Genomic DNA, 12,860 nt, shown 5'->3' on the forward strand with positions numbered 1-12,860 from the left:
GGATCATCTGAAAACAACGTGTCGCTGGTGCCCGAGACAGGAATCGAACCTGCGACCTTCGCGTTACGAGTGCGCTGCTCTACCGACTGAGCTACACGGGCAGTGGGCTAAACCTAGCACTGACCATGGGGCCAGGCAACTTCGAACACTGTTAAAAATCAAAAGATCGCAGCCTTCTGCAACGCCCGCATAAGGCTACGATCCTTTGATTTTTCTGCACATGGCAAAACGCCCCGAACCAGTCGGGGCGTTTTGTTGTTCAGCGGTCAGATGCGGGAGTGATTAAACGCCCGAAGCCTTCGCCGCTGCTACGTCCTTGATGGACAGCTTGATACGGCCGCGGTTGTCCACGTCCAGTACCAGCACTTCCACTTCCTGACCTTCTTTCAGGATGTCAGTCACTTTCTCTACGCGAGCATCGCTCAGCATGGAGATGTGAACCAGACCGTCCTTGCCAGGCAGGATGTTGACGAATGCGCCGAAGTCGACGATGCGCTCAACCTTACCGACGTAGATCTTGCCGATTTCGGCTTCAGCGGTAATACCCAGGACGCGCTGACGAGCAGCTTCTGCAGCTTCCTTGGTTTCACCGAAGATCTTGATCGAACCGTCGTCTTCGATGTCGATCGAAGCCTTGGTCTCTTCACAGATCGCACGAATGGTCGCGCCGCCTTTACCGATGACATCACGGATTTTGTCGGTGTCGATTTTCATCGCGATCATGGTCGGAGCGTTTTCCGACAGCTCGGTACGCGACTGGCCAATGATCTGGTTCATCTGGCCGAGGATGTTCAGGCGCGCTTCCAGGGCTTGGCCCAGAGCGATCTCCATGATCTCTTCGGTGATGCCCTTGATCTTGATGTCCATCTGCAGCGCGGTCACGCCTTTGGCGGTACCGGCTACCTTGAAGTCCATGTCGCCCAGGTGGTCTTCGTCACCCAGGATGTCGGTCAGGACGGCGAATTTCTCGCCTTCTTTAACCAGACCCATGGCGATACCGGCAACCGGTGCCTTCATTGGGACGCCAGCGTCCATCAGGGCCAGGGAAGCACCGCAAACGGAAGCCATGGAGCTCGAACCGTTGGATTCGGTGATTTCCGATACAACGCGGATGGTGTACGGGAACACGTCAGCGGCAGGCAGCATGGCCTGAACCGAACGACGTGCCAGGCGGCCGTGACCGATTTCACGACGACCAGCGCCACCCATGCGACCACACTCGCCCACCGAGAACGGAGGGAAGTTGTAGTGCAGCATGAACGGGTCTTTTTTCTCGCCTTCCAGGGTGTCCAGAAGTTGTGCGTCACGGGCAGTACCCAGCGTCGCAACTACCAGGGCCTGGGTTTCGCCACGGGTGAACAGGGCCGAACCGTGAGTCTTCGGCAGAACGCCGACTTCGATGTTCAGCGGACGTACGGTACGGGTGTCGCGACCGTCGATACGTGGCTTGCCGTTCACGATGTTTTCGCGAACGGTGCGGTATTCGATTTCGCCGAAAGCCGCTTTGACTTCAGCAGCGGAAGGCTGGCCTTCTTCGCCGGACAGCTTGGCGACGACCTGGTCCTTCAACTCACCCAGGCGAGCGTAACGGTCAGCCTTGATGGTGATGGTGTAGGCCTGGGAGATCGCCTCGCCGAACTCGGCGCGGATCGCACCCAGCAGTTCAGTGGCTTCGGCTTGCGGAGCCCAGGTCCAGGTTGGCTTGGCAGCTTCGGCAGCCAGCTCCTTGACGGCCTGGATCACGGCCTGGAATTCGTCGTGGGCGAACAATACTGCGCCCAGCATCTGGTCTTCGGTCAGCTCTTTGGCTTCCGATTCAACCATCAGGACGGCTTCCGAAGTACCGGCAACGACCATGTCCAGGCTCGAAGCCTTCAGTTGTTCGTAAGTCGGGTTCAGCAGGTAGCCGGTGCTTTCGTGGAAGGCAACGCGGGCAGCGCCGATCGGGCCATCGAAAGGAATGCCGGAGATGGCCAGGGCAGCCGAGGTACCGATCATCGCAGCGATGTCCGGATCGGTCTTCTTGCTGGTGGACACGACGGTGCAGACAACCTGCACTTCGTTCATGAAGCCTTCAGGGAACAGCGGACGGATCGGACGGTCGATCAGTCGGGAAGTCAGGGTTTCTTTCTCGGAAGGACGGCCTTCGCGCTTGAAGAAACCGCCAGGGATCTTACCGGCAGCGTAAGTCTTTTCCTGGTAGTGAACAGACAGTGGGAAGAAACCCTTGCCTGGATCGGCTTGCTTGGCACCAACGACGGTCACCAATACGCTGACGTCGTCGTCAACGGTGACCAATACTGCGCCGGAGGCCTGACGGGCGATACGGCCAGTCTCGAGGGTAACGGTCGACTGACCGAACTGGAATTTTTTGATTACCGGGTTCACGGTGTCCTACCTTCTTTTGTGGCTCTTGGGGAAACTGGGTTCTTGCGAAATTCTTGGGCAACACCGGGAATCGGCCCGACGGGTTGTCCTGGGTGCTCTTGCACAGGCAAAACGAGTATCCAGATAAAACTTGAGGCTGGGAGCCTGCCATGCACCGGCGGAAACCCGCTGACGCATGACAGACAACCAACCTCTAGCGCAATCGCTGATTAGCGACGCAGACCCAGGCGAGCGATCAGAGCGCTGTAACGGCTCACGTCCTTGCCTTTCAGGTAGTCCAGCAGCTTACGACGCTGGTTAACCATGCGGATCAGACCACGACGGGAGTGGTGATCTTTACCGTTGGCCTTGAAGTGACCTTGCAGTTTGTTGATGTTGGCGGTCAGCAGTGCAACTTGCACTTCTGGCGAACCAGTGTCACCAACAGCTTGCTGGTAGTCAGCTACGATTTGAGCTTTTTCTTGAACGTCGAGAGCCATGTGGCAATCCTTTTATCAGGAAACTGTTTCAAAAACAGTTTCAACAGGCCAGGGACAAATCCCTGTATCTAAAAATGAGTAGTGACCGTGCCTGCTAACAGCCACACTCGTCCGGTCATTCTGACCGAATCAGTCGACGCGGCGCGATGCGCCCGTCTTCGCTCACTTCACCAATACCGATGAAGCGACCATTGTGATCCTGTACCCGTACCATGCCGAACTTCGGGGCATCCGGGGCGCGTACCGGCTGGCCATTGAGCCAGTAGAACGCGCTCGCTTCCGAGAACTGCAACAGTGGCCAATCCAGCAGGCCGCTGTCCGATGGCATCAGGAAGCGGTCGACCGCCTCGTTGCCGCCTTCGGCATGTACCGCTTCCAGCTCTTCGAGGGTCACGGTCTGCGCCAGGGTGAAAGGCCCGGCCTGGGTACGTCGCAGTTCTGCAACGTAAGCGCCACAACCGAGTTGCTCACCGATATCCTCCACCAGGGTGCGAATATAGGTGCCTTTGGTGCAATCCACCGCAAGCCGCGCAGTATCCCCTTCGAAGGCCAGCAATTCCAAGCGCGTAATAGTAACAGAACGCGGTTCGCGCTCCACTACTTCACCTGCACGGGCCAGCTTGTACAAGGGCTGCCCATCACGCTTGAGAGCCGAGTACATCGGCGGTATCTGACTGATTTGCCCACGAAATTGCGGTAATACAGCTTCGATATCGGCGCGACCAACGGTCACCGGGCGCTCCTGCAAAACCTCGCCCTCGGCATCGGCCGTGGTGGTTGTCTTGCCCAGTTGCGCGAGGGTTTCGTAACCCTTGTCGGAATCGAGCAGGTACTGCGAGAACTTGGTGGCCTCACCGAAGCACAGCGGCAACACGCCAGTGGCCAGCGGATCGAGACTACCGGTGTGCCCGGCCTTCTCGGCGTTGAGCAACCAGCGGACCTTCTGCAAGGCTGCGTTGGAGGTGAACCCCAGCGGCTTGTCGAGCAGGATGATGCCGCTGACGTTACGACGGATACGTTTGACCTGAGCCACCGATTACTCCTTGGTGTCTTCGGCTTGTGCCGCAACCGAGTGCTGGTTGTCTTCAGCCACTGCGCGCTCGATCAAGGCCGACAGATGCGCACCGCGCACGACGCTTTCATCGTAGTGGAAGTGCAACTGTGGAACGCTGCGCAGCTTCATCTCGCGAGCCAGCTGCATGCGCAGGAAGCCAGCGGCGGAGTTGAGCACCTTGATGCTTTGCGCGATCTCTTCGTGACTGTCCTGGCCCATCACGGTGATGAAAATCTTGGCGTGACCGACGTCACGGCTGACTTCCACAGCGGTAATGGTGACCAGGCCGACGCGCGGGTCTTTGACTTCACGACGGATCAGTTGTGCCAGCTCACGCTGCATCTGATCGCCGATACGTTGGGTACGGCTGTATTCTTTTGCCATGTCTTGTTACCTGTTACTGCCCCACGGTGAAACCCGTAAGGTCTGAAAGCGGCAAACGCCCGGCCTGACAAAAGCCAGACCGGGCGTTGCGTTTAGAGTCCGGGCGATGCGCCGCGCAATTGCATGCGGCTGGCCATCACGGCTCTTGAAGTGCGCGAGTTAGAGGCTGCGAGCAACCTGGACCTTCTCGAAAACTTCGATCTTGTCACCGACCTTGACGTCGTTGTAGCTCTTCACGCCGATACCGCATTCCATGCCGGCACGTACTTCGGAAGCGTCATCCTTGAAGCGACGCAGGGATTCCAGCTCGCCTTCGAAGATAACGATGTCTTCACGCAGTACACGGATTGGACGGTTACGGTGAACAACACCTTCGATCACCATGCAACCGGCGATCGCGCCAAACTTCGGCGAACGGAACACGTCACGCACTTCGGCGATGCCCAGGATGTTCTCGCGAACGTCGCTGCCGAGCATACCGGTCAAGGCTTTCTTGACGTCTTCGATGATGTCGTAGATCACGTTGTAGTAACGCATATCCAGACCTTCCTGCTCGACGATCTTGCGAGCGCCGGCATCGGCACGCACGTTGAAGCCGAACAGTACAGCGTTGGAAGCCAGTGCCAGATTGGCGTCGGATTCGGTAATACCACCAACACCGCCACCGACCACGCGCACTTGCACTTCGTCGTTGCCCAGGCCGTTCAGGGCACCGTTCAACGCTTCCAGCGAACCACGGACGTCGGATTTGAGGACGATGTTGAGCGTCTTCTTCTCTTCCTGACCCATGTTTTCAAAGATGTTTTCCAGCTTGCCGGCGTGAGCACGGGCCAGCTTGACTTCGCGGAACTTGCCTTGACGGAACAGAGCCACTTCACGGGCTTTCTTCTCGTCGGCAACCACGCTCATCTCGTCGCCAGCGTCCGGGGTACCGTCCAGGCCGAGGATCTCGACAGGGATGGCCGGACCGGCTTCCTTGATTGGCTTGCCGTTCTCGTCGAGCATGGCACGAACGCGGCCATAGTTCGAACCGACCAGGACCATGTCGCCCTGGCGCAGGGTACCGTCTTGAACCAGAACGGTAGCCACCGGGCCACGACCCTTGTCCAGACGGGATTCAACCACGACACCACGGCCAGGAGCCGATGGCGTTGCAGTCAGTTCCAGGACCTCGGCTTGCAGCAGTACCGCTTCGAGCAATTCGTCGACGCCAGTACCCATTTTCGCCGAAACCGGTACGAATGGAGTGTCACCACCCCACTCTTCCGACGTCACGCCGTGTACCGACAGCTCGCTACGAATGCGATCGAGGTCAGCACCTGGCTTGTCGATCTTGTTCACTGCGACAACCAGCGGAACGCCAGCAGCCTTGGCGTGCTGAACAGCCTCGATGGTCTGTGGCATCACGCCGTCGTCCGCCGCAACCACCAGGATCACGATGTCAGTCGCCTTGGCACCACGGGCACGCATTGCGGTAAACGCGGCGTGACCAGGGGTGTCGAGGAACGTCACCATGCCACGGTCGGTTTCAACGTGGTAGGCACCGATGTGCTGGGTGATACCGCCGGCTTCGCCAGCAGCTACCTTGGCACGACGGATGTAGTCGAGCAGGGAAGTCTTACCGTGGTCAACGTGGCCCATTACGGTCACGACCGGTGCACGGGAAACCGCCTCACCTTCAAACTTCAGGGACTCAGCCAGGGAATCTTCCAGGGCGGTGTCGCTGACCAGGGTCACTTTGTGGCCCAGCTCTTCGGCAACCAGCTGGGCAGTTTCCTGGTCCAGTACCTGGTTGATGGTCGCTGGGGTACCCAGTTTGAACATGAACTTGATGATTTCAGCAGCCTTGACCGACATCTGCTGGGCGAGATCGCCCACAGTGATGGTCTCGCCGATCTTCACTTCGCGCACGACAGGGCCGGTTGGGCTCTGGAAACCGTGGGCGTTGCGCTTCTTCAGCTTGGCCTTGCCGCGACCACCACGACGGAAGCCATCGCTTTCTTCGTCGGTAGTACGTGGGGCAACGCGTGGCGCAGGCGCCTTCTCCTTGACCGAAGCACGATGCGGAGCGTTTTTGCGCTCACCATCGCCGCCACCGCGACGACTGTTGTCGTCGGCACGTGGCTTATCCGGACGACGCTGCTCGTCGCGCTTGCGGGTATCGGCTGCAGGTGCCGGAGCGGCAGCCACGACCGGCGCGCTTTCGCGCACAGGCTCGGCCACCGCAGCTGGCGCTGCAGCAGGTTGGGCTTGGGCGGTCGGCGCAGCAGCTGGCTGGCGACGCGCTTCTTCTTCGGCGCGGCGCTTGGCTTCTTCTTCAGCCTTCTGACGTGCAGCATTTTCTACTGCGCGACGTTCATCCAGTTCACGCTTGCGCTCGGCTTCGATTTCTTCCGGGCTGCGCTGTACGAAGACTTTCTTCTTGCGTACTTCAACGCTGATGCTTTTGCTGCCAGCAACACGCAGGGTGCTGGTGGTTTTACGCTGCAGCGTAATCTTGCGTGGTTCTTCCACTTTCGCCTTGTGACTGCTCTTCAAGTGAGTCAGCAACGATTGCTTCTCACTGTCAGTCACACTTTCTTCGGCGGCGGTGTGCGGCAGACCTGCCTCACGCATCTGCTGCAACAGGCGCTCTACCGGTGTTTTGACCTCATCGGCCAGTTGTTTCACCGTGACTTGCGTCATGCATTTCTCTCCTCAGGCCGCGCCTAATTACTCGAACCAGTGGGCTCGGGCGGCCATGATCAACTTGCCGGCACGATCATCGTCAATGCCGTCGATGTCGAGCAGGTCGTCAATAGACTGCTCGGCCAGGTCTTCGCGGGTAATTACGCCGCGCACCGCCAGTTCCATCGCCAAATCCTTGTCCATACCCTCAAGCGAGAGCAGGTCTTCGGCCGGATGGGCGTCTGCCAGCTTTTCCTCAGTAGCGATGGCTTTGGTCAACAAACGATCCTTGGCACGAGCGCGAAGCTCGTTGACGGTGTCTTCGTCAAAGCCGTCGATGTTGAGCATTTCTTCCAGCGGTACGTAGGCAATCTCTTCCAGGCTGGTAAAGCCTTCATCGACCAGCACCTGTGCCAGATCTTCGTCGACTTCCAGCTCGTCGATGAAGTTGCGCAGGATGTCGCCGGTTTCTGCTTGCTGCTTAGCCTGGATGTCCGATTCGGTCATCACGTTCAGGGTCCAGCCAGTCAACTGGCTGGCCAGACGCACGTTCTGACCACCACGACCGATGGCCTGAGCCAGATTGTCTGCGCCGACGGCGATGTCCATTGCATGGGCATCTTCGTCAACGATAATTGCCGCAACCTCAGCCGGGGACATGGCGTTGATCACGAACTGAGCCGGGTTGTCGTCCCACAGGACGATGTCCACACGCTCACCGCCCAACTCGCCCGACACTGCCTGGACGCGCGAACCGCGCATACCGATGCAAGCGCCCTGCGGGTCGATGCGTTTGTCCTTGGAGCGAACGGCGATCTTGGCGCGCGAACCCGGATCACGGGACGCAGCCATTACTTCGATCAGCCCTTCAGCAATTTCCGGCACTTCGATGCGGAACAACTCGATCAGCATTTCCGGCGCGGTACGCGACAGGATCAACTGCGGGCCGCGGTTCTCGGTGCGGATTTCCTTGAGCAGCGCACGCAAGCGCACGCCAACCCGGAAAGTTTCGCGAGAAATGATGTCCTCACGGGCCAGCAACGCTTCGGCGTTGTTGCCCAGATCAACGATCACGTTGTCGCGGGTAACTTTTTTCACGGTGCCGGAGATGATTTCACCCAGGCGTTCGCGGTAAGCGTCGACAACCTGGGCGCGCTCGGCTTCGCGAACCTTCTGCACGATGACTTGCTTGGCAGTCTGTGCAGCGATACGGCCGAATTCGATGGACTCGATCTTCTCTTCGACAACGTCACCGACCTTGGCGCCAGGATGCGTCTCGGCAACCTTGCTTGGCCAGGTTTCGATGGCCGGATCGTCAAGATCGTCTTCTTCGACGACCGTCCAGCGACGGAAAGTCTCGTACGCACCGGTGTGGCGGTTGATTTCCACACGCAGATCGACTTCGTCCTCGAAACGCTTTTTGGTAGCCGTGGCCAGAGCGAGCTCCAGCGCTTCAAAAATTACGTTAGCCGGTACGCCCTTTTCATTGGATACCGACTCAACAACCAGCAGTACTTCTTTGCTCATCGTACGCCTCGCCTTTCGCAAGCCATTGGATCCGCGGGATCCGCAGTATCTGGCACGCCTCAGTCAAAACTGGGAATAATGTTGGCCTTGTCGATCATATCGATCGGCAACAGGAACTCATGGTCTTCTACCTGCACCACGACGTCCTGCTCTTCTACACCGCGCAGAAGGCCCTGAAAGTTGCGTCGTCCTTCAAAAGGCGAGCGCAGCTTGATCTTCACTTGTTCACCGGCAAATTTTGCAAACTGCTCAAGAGTGAACAGCGGGCGTTCCATGCCTGGCGAGGAAACTTCGAGGGTGTATTCAACGGAGATTGGATCTTCAACATCCAGCACACCGCTGATCTGACGGCTGACGATGGCACAATCGTCCACCAGCACACCGCCCTCTTTATCAATATAAACGCGCAACATCGAGTGACGACCCTGAGCCGAAAACTCGATACCCCAGCATTCATAGCCTAGGGCCACGACCACCGGGGCCAGCAAGGCCTGCAACTCTTCTAGCTTGCTCGACACCTGAACCCCCTCGTGCATGTATGTGCATGCTATGCAAAATAAAAAAATGGGCGAAGCGCCCATCCTTGAAACGCCGTCGAACAGCGGCGTTGGAAGTGTCCAGCTAACAAAAAGCCCCTTAAAAGGGGCTCCTTAAACTGGTTGCGGGGGCCGGATTTGAACCGACGACCTTCGGGTTATGAGCCCGACGAGCTACCAGACTGCTCCACCCCGCGACAAAGCTGGGGCGGAAGTATACGACCGATCCCCGACAGGGTCAATGTAACCTTCCACCTGCAAGAAAGCCCGCAACAGCGGGCTCTCCTGACTAATTGGTACCGAGAAGGGGACTCGAACCCCTACACCCTATGGGCACAACCACCTCAAGGTTGCGTGTCTACCAATTCCACCACCTCGGCAATACTACGTTTGAAACCCTTCTTACTTCTGCTCTTGAGCTGGAGGCACGTCAGTCGCTGGAGTAGCCGACTTTTGCTCTTGAAGCACCGGGACATCATCAGAAGCCGGTTGTTGCTTTGGTACTTCCAACACTGCTGGATTTGGGAGACCTACTTGAGTCAGCTGGTGAGCTTTCTCTTTAGCAAAGTAACCTAACCCTAAGCTGGTTATGAAGAAACCTGCGGCAAGTATAGCAGTAAACTTACTAAGAAAGGTAGAGGAACCTTGGCTTCCGAACACAGTATTTGAAGCACCTGCTCCGAAAGACGCGCCAGCGTCCGCACCTTTACCCTGCTGCAGCAAAACCAGAGCTACTACGCCCAATGCACCCAGCAGATGAAAAACGACTACGACTGTTTCCAGCATTTTTTCAGTTTCCCGCGGCGCGAATAATCGCACCGAACTCATCTGCATTCAGGGAAGCCCCACCAATGAGGCCCCCATCGATATCCGGCATGCCGAACAGTTCGACCGCATTGGCCGCCTTCACGCTGCCGCCGTATAGAAGCCGCACACCTTGTGCGACTTCAGAATTCTCTGCCGCCAACTGCGCGCGAATGGCTGCGTGCACATCCTGCGCCTGTTGCGGCGAAGCAGTCAGCCCGGTGCCAATGGCCCAGACCGGCTCGTAAGCAATTACTGCCTTTGCAAACGCACCGACACCCAACTCATCGATGATGCTGCCCAATTGCTGCGAGACAACCTCAAGGGTCTTCCCGGCTTCACGCTGCTCAAGGGTTTCCCCTATGCACAACACCGGAACCAGGCCACTTGCCTGTGCCGCTGCGAACTTGCGAATCAGCACTCCGTCCTGCTCACCCATTAACTGGCGGCGCTCGGAATGCCCGACAAGAACCAGGGAACAACCTGCATCCACCAACTGACTAGGCGAGACCTCACCGGTCAGTGCACCTTGTCCGGATTCCACCGCAGAATTCTGCGCACCGACCGAAATCGACTTTCCTTTCAAGCCATCAACCACTTGGCTGATATGCAACAAAGGCGGGAATACCGCTACTTCAACACCGCTCGGCAAGGCCAAGTCACGTAGGCCGTTGATCAGCTCAGCGACGCTGGCGCGGGTACCGTGCATCTTCCAGTTACCAGCTACCATAGGGCGACGCATGCTGTACCTCGTCGGTCAAAGTGGGCGCAGATGTTACCCAACACAATCGAGGCTGGCAAGCCGAATTCAGGCAGAAACTTCAGTAACCAGTTTTGCCAGCTCTTCGGCATAGCCGCGAACCAGGGTTTCGTCTTCGCCTTCGACCATCACACGCACCAGCGGCTCGGTCCCGGACTTGCGCAACAACACGCGCCCGCGACCCGCCATGGCCTGGGTGACACGCTCGCTGGCTTCCTTGACCGACGCATGCTCGAGCGGGTTTGCACCGCCACCGAAACGCACATTGATCAATACCTGAGGGCACTTGCGTAACGCCTGACGAGCCTCTGCCAACCCTTGCGAACGAGTCTTCAACGCCATCAACACCTGCAACGCGGCAATGATCGCATCACCGGTCGTGGTGTGATGGAAGCACACGATATGCCCCGAGTTCTCGCCACCGATCAGCCAGTTACGCTCCAGCAGGTCCGCGATCACATAACGGTCACCGACGTTGGCGCGCACAAAGGGAATCGCCAGGTCCGCGAGGGCGAGCTCCAGCCCCAGGTTACTCATCAACGTACCGACTACGCCGCCTTGCAGCTTGTCCTGTTCATGCAGATCGCGAGCGATGATAAACAGCAGCTCGTCGCCATCGACGATGGCACCGGTGTGATCAACCATCAACACCCGATCGCCGTCACCATCAAATGCGATACCCAGGTCGGCATGCTCGGCCAAGACGGCAGCCTGCAATTGGCCCATGTGGGTTGAACCGCAGTTGTCGTTGATGTTCAGGCCATTGGGGTGCGCGGACAGAACCACGACCTCGGCACCCAGCTCGCGAAATACGCTTGGCGCCACCTTGTACGTCGCACCGTGGGCGCAATCGATGACGATTTTCAGACCGGAGAAGCTGGTGCCGGTTGGCACGCTGCTCTTGCAGAATTCTATATAGCGGCCAGAGGCATCGTTGATTCGCGAGACCTTGCCGATCTTGCTCGACTCAACCACGGTCATCGGGGTGTCGAGCAACTCTTCGATCATGTGCTCGATCTCATCGGGAAGCTTGGTGCCCTTCCCGGAGAAAAACTTGATGCCATTGTCGTCATGGGGATTGTGCGAAGCACTGATCACGATGCCGGCTTCGGCATGAAAGGTACGCGTCAGGTAGGCGATGGCCGGTGTCGGCATCGGGCCCAGGAGCATCACGTCGGCACCCGCCGATGTCAGCCCGGCCTCGAGCGCCGATTCGAACATGTAACCGGAAATCCGCGTGTCCTTGCCCACCAGCACCTTGCACGCACCCATCTTGCGGAACGCCATGCCGGCAGCCCAGCCCAGCTTGAGCATGAAGTCAGGAGTGATCGGATAAACACCGACCCGACCGCGAATGCCGTCGGTGCCAAAATATTTCTTTGTCATAACTACTCCATAATTCTTATTCGGCTGATTCCACTGCGGTGATCATTTTCACCACATCAACTGTTTCAGCTACGTCATGGACACGCAATATACGCGCGCCCTTGTGCGTTGCCAGCGCCGCCAGGGCAAGACCGCCATACAGGCGCTCACCGACAGGGCGACTCAACGCTTGACCGATCATGCTCTTTCGCGACACCCCAACCAACAACGGGCGCCCCAAGGCATGCAAGGCTTCCATATGCTTGAACAAGCTTAGATTGTGCTGCAGATTTTTTGCGAACCCAAAACCCGGATCAAGAATGATCCGCTCAGCTGGAATCCCCACCGTCGCACATTGAGCCATGCGCTCGGCTAGAAACTCGCCCACCTCTTGGGTGACGTCCTGGTAGTGCGGGTTGTCCTGCATGTCACCCGGCTCACCGAGCATATGCATCAGGCAAACGGGCAAGCCGGTCGCCGCCGCCGCATCCAGGGCACCCTCGCGGCGCAAGGAACGCACGTCATTGATCAGGCCGGCACCCAGCCGCGCCGATTCGCGCATGACCGCGGGCGTGGAGGTATCGACCGAGATGATCACATCCAGTTCACGGTGAATCATTTCAACGATTGGTGCCACGCGCTCAAGCTCTTCGAGCGGTGAAACCGCCCTCGCGCCTGGCCGAGTAGACTCGCCGCCAACATCGATCAAGGTGGCGCCAGCCGCAACCATGGCTTGCGCATGGCGCAACGCCGTATCGAGCTGGCTGAATTTGCCACCATCGGAGAAAGAATCGGGAGTGACATTGAGAATGCCCATGACATGCGTCTGGGACAAATCAAGAACCCGGTTGCCGCAAGGCAACCGGGTCGAGGACTGAACAAAAGTCATTTCAAAC

At 58.1% G+C, this 12,860-nt stretch carries 11 protein-coding genes and 3 tRNA genes; all 14 read right to left on the minus strand.

The genetic code is table 11. The annotated features are described in order from the left end of the window. Nucleotides 1–25: 25 nt before the first annotated feature. Nucleotides 26–101, minus strand: a tRNA-Thr gene (locus tag AC1Q8Q_RS02560). A 181-nt stretch (nucleotides 102–282) separates the two neighbouring features. Then, nucleotides 283–2,388, minus strand: a complete 2,106-nt coding sequence (pnp, locus tag AC1Q8Q_RS02565) for a polyribonucleotide nucleotidyltransferase (protein ID WP_020796539.1) — start codon at nucleotides 2,386–2,388, stop codon at nucleotides 283–285. A gap of 209 nt (nucleotides 2,389–2,597) precedes the next feature. Next, nucleotides 2,598–2,867 (minus strand): 30S ribosomal protein S15, encoded by a 270-nt coding sequence (gene rpsO / locus AC1Q8Q_RS02570; RefSeq protein ID WP_011332409.1) that lies wholly within the window; start codon nucleotides 2,865–2,867, stop codon nucleotides 2,598–2,600. A gap of 115 nt (nucleotides 2,868–2,982) precedes the next feature. Continuing rightward, entirely contained in the window at nucleotides 2,983–3,900 is a 918-nt protein-coding gene (gene truB / locus AC1Q8Q_RS02575; RefSeq protein ID WP_020796537.1) for a tRNA pseudouridine(55) synthase TruB, read from the minus strand. 3 nt (nucleotides 3,901–3,903) lie between these two features. Beyond that, the gene (gene rbfA, locus AC1Q8Q_RS02580) at nucleotides 3,904–4,305 is read right to left on the minus strand and encodes a 30S ribosome-binding factor RbfA (RefSeq protein ID WP_033039870.1); all 402 of its coding nucleotides are present in this window, start codon (nucleotides 4,303–4,305) and stop codon (nucleotides 3,904–3,906) included. Between the two features lie 159 nt (nucleotides 4,306–4,464). After that, nucleotides 4,465–6,990, minus strand: a complete 2,526-nt coding sequence (gene infB / locus AC1Q8Q_RS02585; protein WP_033039869.1) for a translation initiation factor IF-2 — start codon at nucleotides 6,988–6,990, stop codon at nucleotides 4,465–4,467. A 27-nt stretch (nucleotides 6,991–7,017) separates the two neighbouring features. Beyond that, nucleotides 7,018–8,499, minus strand: coding sequence for a transcription termination factor NusA (nusA, locus tag AC1Q8Q_RS02590; protein WP_020796534.1), 1,482 nt, complete (start codon nucleotides 8,497–8,499; stop codon nucleotides 7,018–7,020). Between the two features lie 59 nt (nucleotides 8,500–8,558). Next, the gene (gene rimP / locus AC1Q8Q_RS02595) at nucleotides 8,559–9,017 is read right to left on the minus strand and encodes a ribosome maturation factor RimP (RefSeq protein WP_007973115.1); all 459 of its coding nucleotides are present in this window, start codon (nucleotides 9,015–9,017) and stop codon (nucleotides 8,559–8,561) included. 138 nt (nucleotides 9,018–9,155) lie between these two features. Next, nucleotides 9,156–9,232 (minus strand) — tRNA-Met (locus AC1Q8Q_RS02600). A gap of 97 nt (nucleotides 9,233–9,329) precedes the next feature. Continuing rightward, nucleotides 9,330–9,415, minus strand: a tRNA-Leu gene (locus tag AC1Q8Q_RS02605). A gap of 22 nt (nucleotides 9,416–9,437) precedes the next feature. Continuing rightward, nucleotides 9,438–9,821, minus strand: a complete 384-nt coding sequence (secG, locus tag AC1Q8Q_RS02610) for a preprotein translocase subunit SecG (protein WP_017336473.1) — start codon at nucleotides 9,819–9,821, stop codon at nucleotides 9,438–9,440. 4 nt (nucleotides 9,822–9,825) lie between these two features. Then, on the minus strand, nucleotides 9,826–10,581 hold the full coding sequence (gene tpiA, locus AC1Q8Q_RS02615) for a triose-phosphate isomerase (RefSeq protein WP_033045245.1): 756 nt from the start codon (nucleotides 10,579–10,581) through the stop codon (nucleotides 9,826–9,828). A gap of 66 nt (nucleotides 10,582–10,647) precedes the next feature. Further along, complete coding sequence (gene glmM, locus AC1Q8Q_RS02620; protein ID WP_020796532.1) at nucleotides 10,648–11,985, minus strand: phosphoglucosamine mutase; 1,338 nt, start codon at nucleotides 11,983–11,985, stop codon at nucleotides 10,648–10,650. Nucleotides 11,986–12,001: 16 nt separating this feature from the next. Further along, nucleotides 12,002–12,853 carry a dihydropteroate synthase gene (gene folP, locus AC1Q8Q_RS02625; protein WP_020796531.1) on the minus strand — a complete coding sequence of 284 codons (852 nt, stop codon included), beginning with the start codon at nucleotides 12,851–12,853 and terminating at the stop codon, nucleotides 12,002–12,004. Nucleotides 12,854–12,860 lie beyond the last annotated feature (7 nt).

Source organism: Pseudomonas sp. GW823-FHT06B06, assembly GCF_058795195.1.